The organism is Amycolatopsis rifamycinica, from assembly GCF_000695625.1.
Taxonomy (GTDB): domain Bacteria; phylum Actinomycetota; class Actinomycetes; order Mycobacteriales; family Pseudonocardiaceae; genus Amycolatopsis; species Amycolatopsis rifamycinica.
The window spans coordinates 62,019-78,352 of sequence record NZ_JMQI01000001.1; the positions used below are offsets into that span (position 1 = coordinate 62,019).

Below are 16,334 nucleotides of genomic sequence, written 5' to 3' on the forward strand. Positions count from 1 at the left end.
CTGGGAGGCATTGTCATGCCCGTGAACCGGAGAAACGCCCTGCGCGGTGGTGCCCTGGCGGCCGCTTCCACCGTGCTCTTGACCCGCCCGGCGTTCGCCGCGCCCGCCACCAGCGCGCCCGCGAACAGAGCGACTGCGAACAGCGCGGTCGCGGCGAGCCCGGTGCCCGCCGGGACCGCGGCGATCGTCGCCGCCTACCGGCAGCTGCAGACCGGCATCAACCGGCCGTCGCCGGAACGCACGGCGGCGCTGGCCAACCTGGGCCGCGTTGCCAAGGCCTACAACGCGAGCCTGTCGGTGGCCGGTGGTGGAGCTCCACTGTGGACGGACTTGCCGCTCGGCCCGGGCAGCGACTACACGACTTCGATGTACGCGCGGCTGCGCGCGATCGCCGTCGACTGGGGCACGCCGGGTGGTGCGCTGTCCGGTGACCCGGTGGTGCTCGACCGGATCAAGTCCGCGCTCGAACTGATCTACACCAGCCAGTACCACGAAGACGTCGGCGAGATCGGCAACTGGTACACCTACGAAATCGGCATCCCGTACTACCTGCTGCACACGTTGTCGGTGGTCGCCGACCAGCTGACCGCCGAGCAGCTGGCCCGCTACCTCAAGCCGGTCAAGCGATTCGTCGGCAACCCGAACCTGCGCGCGAACAACCCCTCGGTGATCGAAACCGGCGCCAACCGCGCGGACAAGGCGCTCATCTCGATCGTGTCGGGTGCGCTGCTCGGCGACACGGCGTGGATCAAGACCGGCATCGACGCGCTGACCGACGTCGCGGGCGGCGGTGCGGCGAGCGTCGTCGCGAAGCTGGACCGGGCGGCCGGTGACGGCTTCCACGTCGACGGCTCGTTCATCCAGCACGACACCATCCCGTACGCCGGGCACTACGGCATCGTGCTGCTCAGCGCGCTCGCCGGCGCCATCTACGTCACGCAGGGCACGGAATACGCGCTCCCGCAGCCGGTGAAGGACAAGATCTACGCGCTGGTCGCCGACAGCTTCGCGCCCTTCGTCTACGCGGGCGCGCTGATGGAGCCGGTGCGCGGGCGGATGCTGTCGCGGCAGGGGGAGACCGGCCACGACATCGGCCACCAGCTCACCGTCGCCACGCTGGTGCTGGCCCGGACGGCGTCGGGCAAGACGAAGACCGACCTGAACGCGCTCGCCGCGAAGTGGATCAAGGAGGGCGAGTACGCGCCCTTCCTGAAGATCCCGGATCCGGAGCGGTTCGCGCCCGGCCCGGACCTGGTGGCGACGCCGGGCATCGAGTTCGCGCAGGACATGCTGGCGTCGGGGGCCCGCCCGGCGCGGGTCGAGGCGACGCACCGCGTCTTCGGCCAGCAGGACCGGCTGGTCCACGTCACCGCCGGCTGGTCGGCTTCGCTGGGCGTCAGCTCGACGCGGATCTCGCGCTACGAGGCCATCAACGGCCAGAACCTCAAGGGCCACCACGTCGGCGACGGCGTGCTCTACACGTTCCTGCCGAACGCCAAGGGCCACTACACCGACGCCTACTGGCCGACGGTCGACCCGCTGCTGCTGCCCGGCACGACCGAGCACGACGGCCCGGTCGACCCCCGGTTCGGCGGCGTGCCGGTGGGCCCGAACCCGCACACCGGCGGCGTCCGCTGGGACGCGCGGCACGGCGCCCACGCGTTCGACTTCAAGAACTGGGACGGGTCGCTGGTCGCGAAGAAGTCGTGGTTCTTCACCCCGGACGGGATCGTCTGCCTCGGTGCCGGGATCACCAGCACGTCCGCCTTCGCGGTGCGCACCACGATCGAGAACCGCAACCTCGGCGAGGGCGGCCGCGGGACGCTCCTGGCCGACGGCCGGCGCGTTCCGGCCGACCTGGGGAAGGTGTCCGCGCTGCAGCGGCCGCGCTGGGTGCACCTGGAGAACGTGGGCGGGTACGTGCTCCTCGACGACGCTTCGGTGACGGCGGTCCGCGAAGACCGGACGGGCGCGTGGCGCGACATCGACACGGGCGCCAACACCAAGGGCACCACGGCACCGCACACGCGCCGGTACCAGAAGCTCATCCTGGAACACGGGGTCAAGCCGACGGACGCGAAGTACGCGTACGCGGTGCTGCCCGGTGCTTCGGTGATCGGCACGCTGACGGCGTCCCGGGCGTGGCGCGTGCTGGCGAACACCCCGGTGGTGCAGGCGATCCGCGTGGCCGGCGGCACGGTGCTGGCGAACTTCTTCGCCGCGGGCTCGGTCGGTGAGCTCAGCGTGTCCGGGCCGGCGTCGGTGGCGGTCGGGCGGTGCGGGGCCCGGACCCAGCTCGCCGTCTCGGACCCGACGCAGCTGCAGGACAGCGTCACGGTGACGGTCCGTGGCCGGACCGTGGTGGTGCCGCTGAAGGGCACGTTCGGCGCGACGACGGTGGTCCTGGTGTAAGGCGTCCCCGCCGGGCCGGTGCCCCGACCCGGTCCGGCGGGGTCCTCACCTCGGTACGCTGCCGGTCATGACCGAGCACGTGGACGTCCTGATCGTGGGCGCCGGCCTGTCGGGGATCGGCGCGGCCTGCCGCCTGCAGGAGCGGCTGCCGGGCAAGACGTACGCGGTGCTGGAGGCGCGCGACACGATCGGCGGTACGTGGGACCTCTTCCGGTACCCGGGCATCCGGTCCGACTCGGACATGTTCACCCTCGGTTACCCGTTTCGGCCGTGGCAGGACCCGAAAGCCATCGCCGACGGGCCGTCGATCCTGAGCTACATCCGCTCGACGGCCGAGGCGTTCGGCGTGACCGCCCACATCCGCTTCGGGCACCGGGTCGTGCGGGCGGCGTGGTCGTCGGCGGACGCGCGCTGGACGGTCTCGACCGCGCACGGCGCCACGTTCACCTGCCGCTTCCTGTACCTGTGCAGCGGCTACTACTCGTACGACTCCGGTCACGTCGTCGACTTCCCGGGCCAGGCCGAGTTCGCCGGCGAGGTCGTCCACCCGCAGCACTGGCCGGATTCACTGGACTACGCGGGCAAGCGGGTCGTGGTGATCGGCAGCGGGGCGACGGCGGTGACGCTGGTCCCCGCGCTCGCGTCGCGCGCGTCGCACGTGACGATGCTGCAGCGGTCGCCGTCCTACATCGTCGCGCGGCCGGGCCGGGACGCGCTGGCCGACCGGATCCGCGCGCTGCTGCCGGAGAACCTGGCGCACCGGGTGGTCCGCGGCAAGAACGTGGTCATGGGGACGCTGTTCTTCCAGCTGATGCGGCGGCTGCCGGGCCGGACGTCGCTGGCGCTGCGCAAGCGCGTGGCGGCGCAGCTGCCGGCGTCGATCCCGGTGGACCCGCACTTCGTGCCGTCCTACGACCCGTGGGACCAGCGGCTGTGCCTGGTGCCGGACGCGGACCTGTTCCGGGCGCTGCGCTCGGGCGAAGCGGACATCGTGACGGACCGGATTGCGCGCTTCACCTCGTCCGGCATCTCCCTGGAATCGGGCCGCACGCTGGCGGCCGACCTGATCGTGACGGCGACCGGCCTGCGGCTGGTGGCGTTCGGCGGGATCGCGCTGACGGTCGACGGGCGGGCGATCGAGCCGGGCGAGCAGCGGACGTACAAGGGCACGATGTTCGGCGGGGTGCCGAACCTGGCGTGGTGCGTGGGCTACACGAACAGCTCGTGGACGCTGCGGGCGGACCTGGCGTCGCAGTACGTGTGCCGCCTGCTCGCGTACCTGGACCGGCACGGGTTCGCCTTCTGCGTGCCGGACCCGGCTTCGGCGTCGGGCGCGGGCCGGCCGCGGCCGATCGTGGACCTGCAGTCGGGCTACATCAAGCGGGCGGCCTCCGGCCTGCCGAAGCAGGGCGGGCGGCGGCCCTGGATGATGCGCCAGAACTACCTGCTGGACCTGGCGGACATGCGGTTCAGCCGCGTGGACGACGGAGTGCTGCGCTTCGGGCACTGACGTCCTTCGCCGGCGGACGACCTCCGTGTCCGTTCTGCCGGTTCAGCTTTCGTGTTCGCGTAACAGCCGGCGGACGGCGTTCCGATCGCCGTCGATCGTCATCCGGCCGTCGCCGATGGCCTCGTCGAGCTCGGAAGGCCGGTCCAGCAGCGTGTTCAGCGTCCGGGGATCGGTCCGGATCGTGGCGTCGGGATCGCCGGGCGCGCCCGGCTCGACCGTCAGGCGGCCCGGCTCGGTGCGGACCGTCCACACCCGAGCGTCCAGTTCGATGCGGTAGCACGCGGTGGCGCGCGGGCGGGCGGACCCGCGGAGGAACAGCAGCACGGAGGTGGCGCCGAGCGACGCGGACCGGGGGAGCGGGATTCGCGTGCCCCACGCGCCCAGCGCCAGCACGACCGGCTCCAGCTCGCGGCCCCATTCGGTGAGCTCGTAGACCGTCGAGGCGGCCGGGGGCGGCAGCCGGCGGCGGGCCACCACGCCGTGGCCCGTGAGCTCGCGAAGCCGGTCGGTGACCAGGTTCGAGCTGGCGCCCGGCAGCGCGCGGCGGACGTCGGAGAACCGCTGTGGCCCGAGCAGCAGCTCACGCACGACGAGCAGGGCCCAGCGCTCCCCGACGACGTCCAGTGCGCGGGCGATCGTGCAGGCGTCCCCGTAGCTGCGGCTCGTCGGCATAGTACGAATATACAACTCAGTGGTTGTTTTTAACAACTGCCGCGGCGTACGGTGGCCCGGTCAGGACGTCGACGGGAAGGAACGGTCATGGGCCGGCCAGTCGTGCACTTCGAGATCATCGGCACCGACCCGGCGCGGCTGCGCGGGTACTACGGCGAGCTGTTCGGCTGGGAGCTCGACACGTCCGGCCCGGTGTCGGACCAGGTGTCGGAGCCGGGAAGCTACGGGTTCGTGGAGACGGACGGCCTCCCGGGCGGCGTCGGGGGCGGCGCGGCTCATGAGCCGCACGTGGTGTTCTACGTCGGCGTCCCGGACGTCGCGGCCGCTCTGGCGGCGGCCGAACGCCTCGGCGGTACGCGCCGGATGGGCCCGGACCGCGCGCCGGGGCGGGATCTGGTGGTCGCCCACTTCGCCGACCCGGAAGGCAACCTCATCGGCCTCGCGGGCCCGGCCTGACCCGTCTCGCCCGAATGGCCTCGGCTGGAAGGCCGATGACGCAAGCCGAGCCCCGGAACCGTGCGGTTCCGGGGCCCGGTGTGTCGCGTCCTGCGTCAGCCCTGGCGGGCCTTCGAGCGCGGGTTGTCCTTGTTGATCACGAACACGCGGTTGCCGCGCCGGATGACCTGAGCGCCCGGCTGGCGGGCGAGCGAACGGATCGAGCTGCGGACCTTCATCGTGAGCCGTCCTTCCCGGGGCACTGGCCCCACACTCCCCTCAACCACCGCGAGGTCGGTTTGATTCCGCAACTCAGCTGGTCTCGCGAGCCACCCAGCCCTGCAGGTCGTCGCCCCGGATGGCCGCGGCCATCAGCTCGGGGAACTGGTCCGGCGTGCACGCGAAGGCCGGGATGCCCAGCTCGGCCAGGGCCGCCGCGTTCTCGTGGTCGTACGACGGGGCGCCCGAGTCCGACAGCGCCAGCAGTGTCACCACCTGGACGCCCGCGCCCGCCAGCTCGGCGATCCGGTGCAGCAGTTCCTCCTCGTCGCCGCCCTCGTAGAGGTCGCTGATCAGCACCAGCAGCGTCCGCTCCGGGCGCTCGACGAGGCCCTGGCAGTACGCGATCGCCCGGTTGATGTCCGTGCCGCCGCCCAGCTGGGTGCCGAACAGGACGTCGACCGGGTCGGCGAGGTGCTCGGTGAGGTCCGCGACCTCCGTGTCGAACGCGACGAACGACGTCTTCAGCGCCCGCATCGACGCCAAGACCGCGCCGAACAACCCCGAGTACACCACCGACTCGGCCATCGAGCCCGACTGGTCGACCGCCAGGATCACGTCCCGCTGCACCGCCTGCTGCCGCCTGCCGAAGCCGATCAGCTTCTCGGGGACGATCGTGCGCAGGTCGGGGGAGTAGTGCTTGAGGTTCGCGTGGATCGTGCGCGCCCAGTCGACGTCGCCGGGACGCGGCCGGTGCGTGCGGGACGCCTTGTCCAGCGCGCCCCGGATCGCCGCGCGGGTGCGTTCGGCGAGCCGCTCCTCCAGCTCGGTGACGACCTTGCGGACCACCTCGCGCGCGGTCTCCTTGGTCTCCTCGGGCAGCACGCCGTTCAGCGACAGCAGCGTGCCGACCAAGTGGACGTCCGGCTCGACCGCCGACAGCAGCTCCTTCTCCAGCAGCATCCGGGTCAGCCCGAGCCGGTCGACCGCGTCGCGCTGCATCACCTGCACGACCGTGCTGGGGAAGTAGCGCCGGATGTCGCCCAGCCAGCGCGCGACCCGCGGCGCCGACGCACCCAGGTTCGCGCTGCGCGGGCCGCCCGTGGCCTCCTCGTCGGGCTTGTCGTAGAGGACCGCCAGTACCGCGTCCACGCCACTGTCCTCTTCGGACAACTGGGCGTCCGCCAGTCCGGACCCCGGCCCGGCGCCGTCGCCACCCAGCACCAGCCGCCAGCGGCGGACCCGGTCGGTGTCCGCGGTGTTCGTTGCCGCCTCCGCGGGAGGGAGTCCGTCGGCGGTGTTCGTTGCCGCCTCCGCGGGAGGGAGTCCGTCGGCGGTGCTCATGCGCCCACCCCCAGCAGCGTCGCCAGGACCGGCAGCACACGCTCGGCCCGGTCCTCGTCCAGTTCGTCAGCCACCGGCACCGCGCGGGCGGCGCCGGTGAGCCCGGCCGCGCGCTGGCCGATCGCCCGCTTCTCGGGCCCGCTGAAGGCGCCGAAAGTGCGGCGCAGCAACGGAAGCACCTCGGTGAAGACGTCCTGGGGGATCGCCGCCAGCCACGCGTCGATCACCCGCAGCAGGCCCTCGTCGTGCACCAGCAGCAGCGCGCCGCCGTCGAAGAAACCCTCGACGTACGCCGCGCCCGCCGACGGCACCACCCCCGGCGTGAGGGCGCGGCCCAGCCGCAGCTCGATGTCGAGCGCGTCGAACAGCCCGGCGTCGTGCAGGATCCGGGTGAGCCGCCCGGCCAGCAGCGGCGGCAGCGACGGCCGTTCGGCCAGCCGGGCCAGCGCCGCCAGCCAGCGTTCCTTCGGCTCGTCGCCCAGCAGGGAGGTCGCGTCGTGCACGCCGTCGACGAGCTTGGCCAGCCGGGCCGCGGCGTCGTCGTCGATGCCGTGCGCGGCCGGCGGGAGCCCGGCGCAGATCCGGTCCAGCATCCGGTCGGCGACCGCCCGCAGCGCGCCGGTGTCGGTGCCGCGGACGTTGCCGTACCGGGTCGCCCTGGCCAGTGCGGGCAGGGCCGCCATCAGCCGGGCGACGTCCGCGTCCGCCGCCGCGCGGGCGTCGAGCGCCGCGAGGGCTTCGGGCAGTGCCTCCGGCAGGTCGGCGAGCAGGCAGTTCTCGACGGCCGTGGTCACCTCGTCCAGCGGGGGTGTGCCTTCGACGCTGCCGCGGACCGCGGCGGTGGCCGCCGACGGGACGGTGGTGCCGTACACCGCGGCCGCGACCAGGTCGACCTCGAACGACGGTTCCCAGCACAGCGCCCACGTCTCGCGGAAGGTGCCCCTGTTCCGCCGCGCCGACGCCTCCCGGCTGCCCCACTCGATGCCCAGGATCCGCAGCCGGTGCAGCAGCTTCGAGCGGTCGAGTCCGCCCGGCGTCCGCAGGTCGAGGTCGAGCTCCTTGACGACCGGGTCCTTCTTGAGCCGCAGGCGTTTCGCGGTCGCGGTGAGGTCCGCGGCCAGCGGGGGCTGCGGCACGCGGTCGGGCACCTCGCCGAGCCGTTCGCCGACCACCAGGCGCCGCGTGACGAGCTCGACCTGCACCTCGTCGCCGCCGCACAGCACCGACCGGGTGGCTTCGGTGACTTCGGCCAGCCCGGCCGACGACCGGCCCCGCAGCGTGGCCAGCGTTTCGGCGAGGCGGACCGCCTCGATGACGTGCGCGGTCGAGACGGGCAGGTCCTCTTCCCGCAGCACCGCGGCGACGCCGGTCAGCCAGCGCGTGGTGACGTCGCCGGCGGTGGTGAACAGGTGGTGGTACCAGCCCGGCGAGCGCACGCCCGCGCCGTAGCCGCTGGCCGTGGCGAGGCGGCCGTGCGTCCACGGCACCCAGGTGCACGCGACCTTCCGCTTCGGCAGTCCTTTGAGGACGGCCTGGTCGTGCGAGGCGGGCGGCAGCGGATCGGCCAGCGCGGGCACGTGCCAGGCGCCGCAGACGACGGCGATGTTCTCGAAGCCGTCCTTGCGGGTGCGGCGCAGCACCGAGCGCATGTAGGCCTCGCGCCGGGCTTCGGTGCCCCGAGGCGGTTCTTCGTCTTCCCGCACGGCGGTCATCGCTTCGGCGATCACTTCGAACGGGCTTTCGGTGTCGCGCCGCGACTCGACGACGTCGTCCCACCAGCGTTCCGGGTCGTCGTACCCACCGGCCGTGGCCAGCAGGGCCAGCGGGTCGACGGGCGGACCGGCGTGCTCGTCCGGCCCCGCGGCGAACGTGTGCGCGGCCGGGAGGTCGCAGAACCGCACCGGGATCCCGGCCTCGCGGGCGTAGGTGAGCGCCTGCCATTCGGGGCTGAAGACGGCGAACGGCCAGAACGCGGCGCGCGAGACGTCGTCGGTCGCGTAGGCCAGGAGAGCGACCGGCGGCCGCATGGCCGGGTCTTCGGTGAGTTCGACCAGGGCGTCGGCCTCGGGCGGCCCCTCGATGAGGACGACGTCGGGTTCGAGTTCGGCGAGCCGCGTCGCCACGGCTCGGGCGGATCCCGGGCCGTGGTGGCGGATGCCGAGCAGGTGAGTGGTCAAGAGATCTCCTGGCCCGCCCGGTAGAAGTCGGCCCAGCCGTCGCGCTCGCGGACCACGGTCTCCAGGTATTCGATCCAGATCGCGCGGTCGGCCACCGGGTCCTTGACCACCGCGCCGTGGATGCCCGCCGCGATGTCGTGCGGGCGCAGCACGCCGTCGCCGAAGTGGGCGGCCAGGGCGAGCCCGCCGGTGAGCACGCTGATCGCCTCCGCGGTCGACAGCGTGCCGGACGGCGACTTCACCGCCGTGCGGCCGTCTTCGGTGCGGCCCGAGCGCAGCTCGCGGAACACGGTGACCACGCGGCGGATCTCGGCCAGCTCGGCGGCTTCGGCGGGCAGCTTCAGCGAGGCACCCAGCTCGGCGACCCGGCGGCTGACGATCTCGACCTCGGCCTCGGCGCTGTCCGGCAGCGGCAGCACGACCGTGTTGAACCGCCGCCGCAGCGCGCTCGACAGCTCGTTGACGCCCTTGTCCCGGTTGTTCGCCGTCGCGATCAGGTTGAAGCCCGGCCGGGCCTGCACCTCCGTGCCGAGCTCGGGGATCGGCAGGGTCTTTTCGGAGAGGATGGTGATCAGCGAGTCCTGGACGTCCGCGGGGATGCGCGTCAGCTCCTCGAGGCGGGCCAGCTTGCCGTCGCGCATCGCGCGCAGCACCGGGCTTTCGACCAGCGCGGCGGGGCTCGGGCCCTCGGCGATCAGCCGGGCGTAGTTCCAGCCGTAGCGGATCGACTCCTCGGACGTGCCCGCGGTGCCCTGCACCAGCAGCGTCGAGTCGCCGCTGATGGCGGCGGAGAGGTGTTCGGACACCCACGTCTTCGCCGTGCCGGGCACACCGAGCAGCAGCAGCGCGCGATCGGTGGCGAGGGTGGCGACGGCGACCTCGATCAGCCGCCGCGGGCCGACGTACTTCGGGGTGATCACGGTGCCGTCCGGCAGCGTGCCGCCGAGCAGGTACTCGACGACGGCCCACGGGGACAGGTTCCAGCTGGGCGGCTTGGCCCGGTCGTCGGCGGCGGCCAGCGCGGCCAGCTCGGCGGCGTGGTCCTGTTCGGCGTGCGGCCGGAGGACGGTGGGGGCGGTCATGCGAGCTCCTCGTACATTTCGCGGCGGAAGTTCAGCGTTTCGGTGAGCGCCCGGCGCCACGGCCCGGCGTCCATGGTCAGGCGGGTGGTGGCCAGCGGGTGGCGCAGGCACTCCGGCGGGACGGCCCGCGCGATGACGACCGCGGCGTGCGAGACCAGGCGGTGGTCGTCCTGGCGGGCGACCCAGTCGAGCAGCGCGGTGCCGAGGGCCTTCGTCCACGGCCGGGGCAGTTCGTGCACCAGCCGGGCGAACGATTCGACGGGCAGCCGGCCGACGAGGTGCCCGACGGTGGCGGCCTGGCTCGCCGGGCTCAGCACGCCGAGCAGCGGTGGCGTGGTGCGCCCGCCGGGATCGGCGCCGATGAGCGCCTGCGCCCAGGTTTCGTCCCGCTGCCGCAGGGCGGCGGTGGCCCAGGAGTCCCGCAGCACGGCGGCCGGGCAGCCTTCGACGGTCATCCGCACGACCTCGGCCGGCGGGCCGAACTCGCTCCAGAAGGACAGCGGAGCGGCCGCGACGAGGGTGCGCAGGCGGACGGTGCCGTCGCCGCGTTCGCCCTGGGGGAGCGTGACGGTGAGAACCCGGTTCCGGCGGCGGACCAGTGGCCTCAGCCGTTCGGCCATGCCGCGCCCGTAGCGGGTGCCGGGCAGCCGCCCGAGCAGGTCGGCGGCCTGTTCCCGGACGGCGGCGGCCCGGTCGGTGAGCGCGGCCTCGAGGAAGGCTTCGTCGTCGGCCCGGACGTGCCCGCCGAGGACGCCGAGGAAGTCGGCCCGGACGTCGGCGGGCTCGATCTTCCAGGAGGCGGCGAGGGCCTCGCGGGCGGCGTCGGGATCGTCGGCGAGCTTGGCGGCCAGCCACCGGCGGCGCTGGGCGAGGCTGCCGTACTGCCAGACGTCGGCCTGCTCTTCCGCGGGCGCGGCGAGGAAGGACCAGTCGGGGTTCCGCTGCCCGAGCCAGGCACCGGTGGGCCCGGCGACGGTGACCAGCGGCCCCCGCAGGGCGGCTTTCGTGCGGGCGGCCTCGGCGAGCAGCGGCAGGGTTTCGGGCGGGACGCGGTAACCGGTGCCGGCGACGATCCCGAGCCACTCGAGCAGCAGATCGGGGTGACTGGCGGCGAGAAGCCGGCCGAGCCGGTCCCGCGCGAGCGGCGGCACGAAGGGCCGCTCGTCCTTGGCGGCGACGGGAAGCGGCCGCACCTCGCGCAGCGCCTGCCGCCCGGCCCGCCGGTAGGTCCCGATCACGGCCGCGGCGGCGAGCAGCTGTTCGGCGGGATCTTCGCGGTCGGCGATGAGGCTCTGGACGGCGGGCGGCTGCGCGGAGAGGTCGAGGGTGCGCCGCCGGGTGCCGAGGAGGGCGGTGCCGACGAGATCTTCCCAGGCTTTCACGGCTTCACCGCCTTTCGGAGTGGGTCGGTCGGGGTTCGCGGGGAGTGGGTGGGTTGCTGATCGAGGGATGGGAGTGGCTTGGAGCCGGTCGAGCGGGCGCGGGTGGGTTGGCGCCCGCTGAAGAGCCGGCGGCGTGGCCCGGCTCCGGGCCGGCCGGGCAACGCGCGGGTTGCGGGCTGGTGCGGGTGGGCTTCGGATCGGTTCACAGCCGCACCGCCCGGCCTTCGTGCCAGCACGTCAGCGGCCTCAGGCCCGCCGGGCTCCACTCGCCCGCCACCGTCAGCGGGCGGCCCGCCGACAGCGCCAGCAGCGACCACGGGAACGCGTACGGCACCAGCGGCAGCGCCGTTCCGTCCTTTTCGGACAGACACCAGCCGCCCGCGTGCTCCGCCGGTGTCACGCCCGAGAGCAGCACCGGCCAGCGCTCCACCCACGGGTCCGCCGCCATCGCCCGGGCGTGCGCCGCCAGGGCTTCCGAAATCGAACCTCCCTCGGCCGCCGGGGCCGCGGACGGGATGCCGCGCTCCGCCACCAAAGCCCGCAGGGGCGCCGCGCCCGGGTAGAACGCCAGCTCCGCCGTCAGGCGGTGGCCTGGGGGCAACGACGCGTCCAGGGGACGGCCCGGTGGCGCGAACGACAGCACCAGTGCGTCCCGGCCCGTGCCGAGGCCGCGCAACCACGTCCGGCGGGTGAGCAGGCGGTCGTTCTCCTCGTCGGCCGCGCCGGTGATCAGCCATTCGTCCGCCACGCGCTCGCCGCTCTCCAGCACCTTCGCCGTCTCCACCGAGAAGCCGAGGCGGGTGCGGACCGTCTCCGCCAACGCCGGCGGCAGCGACTCCAGGCGCGTGGCCGCGTCCGCCAGCAGGTACAGCTGGGACAGCTCGGCCAGCAGCGCCTCCGGCCAGTCGCGGCGGCCGACGACCGCCGCCGCCCGGCGCAGGCCGCCCGCGAGGCCCGACGCCTGGGCGTCGACCATGCGGACCGCGACCGTGCGCAGCTCTTCGCCGCCGTTGCGCTCGAAGCCCGCGAAACCCGCGCCGATCCGGTCGGTGAGCCAGACCTTCAGCTCCGCGACGCCGCCCTCGACGCGGGACGCCCGCTCGGAAGCGCGCCGGGCGGCCGCCTCCTCGTCCTTCGGGCCCGCCGCCTCGGCGCGTTTCTCCGCTCGGCGTGCGCGATCGGCGCGTTCGGCCAGCCAGGCGTGCACCCACTCCGGTGCCGCGCCCGCGTCGACCCGGCCGGCCGCCCAGAGCAGCAGCAACCCCAGCGCGTGCTTGCACGGGAACTTCCGGCTGGGACAGGAACACCGGAACGCGGGTTCGGCGAGCTCGACGCACGTCTGGTACGGCTTCTTGCCACTGCCCTGGCAGAAGCCCCACACGGCGTCTTCGGACGCGCCCGCGCCCGACCACCTCGCCGGCGTGGCGAGCGCCCGGCCCGCCTTCTCCGACGCGGGATCCGGCGCCAGCCCGGCCACGCGTTCCGCGGTCCACGGCACCGCCGTCACCACCTGTCCCCCCACTGTGCTCCCTCGCTTTCCGGTACTCGCTGAAGCATGCCAGCACCCACCGACATTTTCCGGGGGTTCGGGTGGCGGAGCCCCCGACCTGGGGCGGAGCCCCGGATGCACTGACATTTTCCGGAGGCGACTATTCTAGTGCTAGAGTACCGCCGTGCTGACCGACGCGGAGCTCACGGTGCTGGGTCTGGTGGCCGAGCGGCCGAGGCACGGCTACGAGCTGGACGAGGTCGTCTCGGAACGCGGCATGCGCGACTGGACGGCGCTCGGCTTCAGCTCGATCTACTACGTCCTGGGCAAACTCCGCGAGAAAGGCCTGGTCGCCGAGGTCGAGGGGGAACGCGCGCACGCCAAGGCCAAGAAGACGTTCACGGTCACCGAAGCGGGCCGCCAGGCGTGCGCGGCGGCCGCCGAAGCCGCCATCGCGGAGCTGCGGCCGGTGCACCCGCCGGTGCTCGTCGGCCTGGCCAACAGCCCGGCCGTCCCGCCCGAACGGCTCGCGGCCGCGCTGGCCCGGCGCGCGGAAGCCGTCGGGGAACGGCTGGCCGAGGTCCGGCGCGCCGCCGCGGCCCAGGAGGACGCCCCGGCGTTCGTCCGGGCGATCTTCGACTACTCCATCGCCCAACTCGAGGCGGAAGCCCGGTGGCTGGAAGGAATCACCTGATGCCCTATGACCTCAAGAAGGAACTGAAGCAGCTCTACGCTCCGAAGAACCGCGACTGGGCGCTGCTCGACGTGCCCGAGCAGCAGTTCCTCGCCATCGACGGCCGCGGCAACCCGAATACGGCCGAGAGCTACAAGAAAGCCGTCGAAGCGCTATACGCCTTCGCGTACACGATCAAGTTTTCGGCGAAGCAACGTGGCGAAGACTTCGTCGTGGGCCCGCTGGAAGGGCTGTGGTGGGCGGACGACTACACCGCGTTCACCGTGCGCGCCAAGGACTCCTGGCAGTGGACGATGCTCATCGCGCAGCCGCCGTGGATCGGGGAGGACGCGGTCGAGGAAGCCCGGGAAACCGTGGTGCGCAAGAAGAAGATCGATGCGCCCGTGCGGTTCGAGAAGCTGCACGAGGGCCGGTGCGCGCAGGCCCTCCACCTCGGCTCGCACGACGACGAGGGCCCGCTGCTGGCCCGCCTGCACGACGAATACGTTGTGGAGCAAGGGCTGAAGCTGACCGGCCTGCACCACGAGGTCTACCTCGGCGATCCGCGGCGGACCGAGCCGGCGAAGCTCAAGACCGTGCTGCGTCAGCCGGTCGGCTGATCGAGCTCGGCGAGGCCGCTCTCCCAGCGCACCCGGCGTTGCTCGGACGTCTGCTCCCACCAAGGCTCGCCGCGTTCGCCCAACGCGACCTTCGCCGTCTGGACGCGGGCGCGGTCCTGCACCCGCCGGGCCGCCATCAGGTGCTTCTGCAGGCGGTCTCGGACGTCCTCGGGGATCTCCGGGTCCGTGGCCCGCCAGCGGCGGCCGTGTACGACGATGTACCGGCCGTCCGGCGTGTGCTCGGGCATCAGTACTCGCTCGTCGCCGGCCAGGTGTCGTCGTGGAGGAGGCGCTTGAGGATCTTGCCCGTCGCGTTGCGGGGGAGGTCCGGGACGAAATACACGTCCCGTGGCACCGCGAACCGGGCCAGGCGCTGGTGGATGTACTGCCGGATGTCCTCCGCGTGCAGGGACGCGCCCCGGCGCGGGACGACGTACGCCGCCAGGCGCTGGCCCCACTCCGCGTCCGCCACGCCGACCACCGCCGCGTCGTGGACGCCCGGCAGCGCCACCAGTGCTTCCTCCACCGGGCGCGGGAACACGTTCTCGCCGCCCGAGACGATCATCTCGTCGGCGCGGCCGGTGATGAACAGGCGGCCCGCCGCGTCGAGGTAGCCGACGTCGCCGCTGGCCATCATGTCCGCCGCGCGCGCCGGGTCGGTTCCGCTCGTGTAGCCCTCGAACAGCATGTCGTTGCCGACGAAGATCTGGCCCTCGCCGCCCGGCGGCACCGGCTTGCGGTCCTCGTCCAGGATCGCCAGGCGCGTGCCGAGCGGGCAGCGGCCGGCCGTGGTGGGCGCCGCGCGCAGGTCGGCCGGGTCGGCGATGCTCGCCCAGGACACTTCGGTCGAGCCGTAGAAGTTGTAGAGGACGTCGCCGAAGGTGTCCATGAACGACGTCACGAACGGCCCGGACATCGCCGAGCCGCTGCTGGCCACGATCCGCAGGGAAGACAGGTCGTAGCGCGCGCGGACCCGTTCGGGCAGGTCCATGATGCGCTGCAGCATGATCGGCACGGCGAACAGCGCGTCGCACTTCTGCTCGGCGATCGTCCGCAACGTCTCTTCGGCGTCGAACTTGCGGATCAGCGCGAGCGACGCCCGCAGCGCCATGCCGATCTGCATCGCGGCGAGGCCCCACGTGTGGAACAGCGGGGCCGCCACGAGCAGCCGGTCGCCGGCGCGCAGCGGGATCCGGTCGAGGATCGCCGCCGCGGTGCCCATGCCCTTCGGCGTGGGACGGCGGGCGCCCTTCGGCGTCCCGGTGGTGCCGGAGGTCAGCACGATCAGCCGGCCCGGGCGCTCGACCGGCTTCGGGCGGTCGGCGGGCGCGGCCTGGATCAGCTCGTCGACGGTCGGGTAGCCGGCGTCGGCGTCCGGCCAGGTGCTGATCCGGGCGAAATCGCCGGGCACGTTCGCGATGGTCTGCGCGAATTCGTCGTCGGCCAGCACGGCGGAGGGCCGGTGCTCGGCGAGCACGTCCTTCACCGAGGCGGCGGACAGGCCCGTGTTCAGCAGGATGACGTCGGCGCCGAGCTTGCTGGCCGCGACGAACGACTCGATCATCGCGGCGTGGTTGCGGCACATCAGCGCGATCCGGTCGCGTTCGACGACGCCGAGTTCGCTCAGCGCGTTGGCGAGCCGGTCGCTGCGCTCCTGGACCTGACGGAAGGTGCGGAAGCTGCGCTCGTCGTGCAGGGCGGGCTCGTCCGGGACGCGCGCCGCCGCGGCCTGGTAGCCGCCCGCGACCGTGGCGCCCCACTGCGCGAGGGAGTTCAGCTGACGCGCCAGCTTGTCCGGGCGCCCGGCGCTGAGCACGCCGGCGCGCAGCAGGATGCTCGTGGTGCGCAGCTTGGTGGCCTTGTTGGTCTCGCCGTCGGTTTCGGGGTCGTGCTCGCCGGCCAGGTGCAGGTCCAGGCGCCGGGCGAGGGCGCGGACGTCCTTCTTGATCGACGACACGAGGTCCAGGTGCGCCGGCGGCAGCATCATCCGCACGAACAGCTCGGTCTTGCCGCCGGCCAGCGGTCTGAGCTCGATGGAGACCCAGGTGCCTTCGTCGGGGACGCCGCACCACACGACGTGCTCGCCCGGCCGGTAGACGACGGCCTGCATCTGCGTCTCGAACATCGGTCCCCGCGCGGGGACGATCCGGATCGAGCCCTTCGGGCCGCGCCCGCGCCCGGCCGGCTCCTGGATCTCGCACCAGCTGATCTCCGGCACGAATCGCGAGTACCACTCCGGCGATCCGACGATCTGCCACACCACGTCCGGCGGGTGCCCGACCACGGCACTCGCTTCGACCACATCGTCACGCATTGTCT

General features: G+C 73.2%; 14 protein-coding genes. 5 read left to right on the plus strand and 9 right to left on the minus strand.

Annotated features, from left to right (window positions below; translation table 11 throughout):
- The first annotated feature begins 15 nt into the window (after window positions 1-15).
- Window positions 16-2,412 carry a polysaccharide lyase 8 family protein gene (locus DV20_RS00305; protein ID WP_200876325.1) on the plus strand — a complete coding sequence of 799 codons (2,397 nt, stop codon included), beginning with the start codon at window positions 16-18 and terminating at the stop codon, window positions 2,410-2,412.
- Window positions 2,413-2,479: 67 nt separating this feature from the next.
- Complete coding sequence (locus tag DV20_RS00310) at window positions 2,480-3,922, plus strand: flavin-containing monooxygenase (RefSeq protein ID WP_043775051.1); 1,443 nt, start codon at window positions 2,480-2,482, stop codon at window positions 3,920-3,922.
- A 42-nt stretch (window positions 3,923-3,964) separates the two neighbouring features.
- Here DV20_RS00310 and DV20_RS00315 read toward each other — a convergent pair whose 3' ends face one another.
- Window positions 3,965-4,594 (minus strand): winged helix-turn-helix transcriptional regulator, encoded by a 630-nt coding sequence (locus DV20_RS00315; RefSeq protein WP_043775054.1) that lies wholly within the window; start codon window positions 4,592-4,594, stop codon window positions 3,965-3,967.
- 87 nt (window positions 4,595-4,681) lie between these two features.
- On the opposite strand from DV20_RS00315, the gene DV20_RS00320 reads away from it, so the two are divergent.
- Entirely contained in the window at window positions 4,682-5,050 is a 369-nt protein-coding gene (locus DV20_RS00320; RefSeq protein ID WP_043775057.1) for a VOC family protein, read from the plus strand.
- Window positions 5,051-5,145: 95 nt separating this feature from the next.
- Here the strand turns inward: DV20_RS00320 and rpmJ are convergent, their stop codons facing one another.
- The 6 genes from rpmJ to DV20_RS00350 all read right to left on the minus strand — a co-directional run bounded on the left by rpmJ (window position 5,146) and on the right by DV20_RS00350 (window position 12,755).
- Window positions 5,146-5,268, minus strand: a complete 123-nt coding sequence (gene rpmJ, locus DV20_RS00325; protein ID WP_043775060.1) for a 50S ribosomal protein L36 — start codon at window positions 5,266-5,268, stop codon at window positions 5,146-5,148.
- A 73-nt stretch (window positions 5,269-5,341) separates the two neighbouring features.
- A complete protein-coding gene (locus DV20_RS00330) occupies window positions 5,342-6,592 on the minus strand; it encodes a VWA domain-containing protein (protein WP_051735719.1) in 1,251 nt (416 codons plus the stop codon).
- Complete coding sequence (locus DV20_RS00335) at window positions 6,589-8,769, minus strand: DUF5682 family protein (RefSeq protein WP_043775063.1); 2,181 nt, start codon at window positions 8,767-8,769, stop codon at window positions 6,589-6,591. Before DV20_RS00335 ends, DV20_RS00330 begins: the two co-directional genes overlap by 4 nt.
- On the minus strand, window positions 8,766-9,851 hold the full coding sequence (locus tag DV20_RS00340) for an ATP-binding protein (RefSeq protein WP_043775066.1): 1,086 nt from the start codon (window positions 9,849-9,851) through the stop codon (window positions 8,766-8,768). The genes DV20_RS00335 and DV20_RS00340 overlap by 4 nt, the downstream gene beginning before the upstream one ends.
- Window positions 9,848-11,233, minus strand: a complete 1,386-nt coding sequence (locus DV20_RS00345) for a DUF5691 domain-containing protein (protein ID WP_043775071.1) — start codon at window positions 11,231-11,233, stop codon at window positions 9,848-9,850. Before DV20_RS00345 ends, DV20_RS00340 begins: the two co-directional genes overlap by 4 nt.
- 202 nt (window positions 11,234-11,435) lie before the next feature.
- Window positions 11,436-12,755 (minus strand): SWIM zinc finger family protein, encoded by a 1,320-nt coding sequence (locus DV20_RS00350; RefSeq protein WP_235190666.1) that lies wholly within the window; start codon window positions 12,753-12,755, stop codon window positions 11,436-11,438.
- Between the two features lie 151 nt (window positions 12,756-12,906).
- Between DV20_RS00350 and DV20_RS00355 the strand changes: the two genes are divergently transcribed.
- Together DV20_RS00355 and DV20_RS00360 are read left to right on the plus strand one after the other, a co-directional pair.
- Window positions 12,907-13,416, plus strand: a complete 510-nt coding sequence (locus tag DV20_RS00355) for a PadR family transcriptional regulator (protein ID WP_043775077.1) — start codon at window positions 12,907-12,909, stop codon at window positions 13,414-13,416.
- On the plus strand, window positions 13,416-14,015 hold the full coding sequence (locus DV20_RS00360; protein WP_043775080.1) for a GyrI-like domain-containing protein: 600 nt from the start codon (window positions 13,416-13,418) through the stop codon (window positions 14,013-14,015). Before DV20_RS00355 ends, DV20_RS00360 begins: the two co-directional genes overlap by 1 nt.
- Here the strand turns inward: DV20_RS00360 and DV20_RS00365 are convergent.
- Both DV20_RS00365 and DV20_RS00370 read right to left on the minus strand, forming a co-directional pair.
- Window positions 14,000-14,263 (minus strand): hypothetical protein, encoded by a 264-nt coding sequence (locus DV20_RS00365; protein WP_043775083.1) that lies wholly within the window; start codon window positions 14,261-14,263, stop codon window positions 14,000-14,002. The genes DV20_RS00360 and DV20_RS00365 overlap by 16 nt on opposite strands.
- Window positions 14,263-16,329 carry an AMP-binding protein gene (locus DV20_RS00370; protein WP_043775085.1) on the minus strand — a complete coding sequence of 689 codons (2,067 nt, stop codon included), beginning with the start codon at window positions 16,327-16,329 and terminating at the stop codon, window positions 14,263-14,265. Before DV20_RS00370 ends, DV20_RS00365 begins: the two co-directional genes overlap by 1 nt.
- Window positions 16,330-16,334 lie beyond the last annotated feature (5 nt).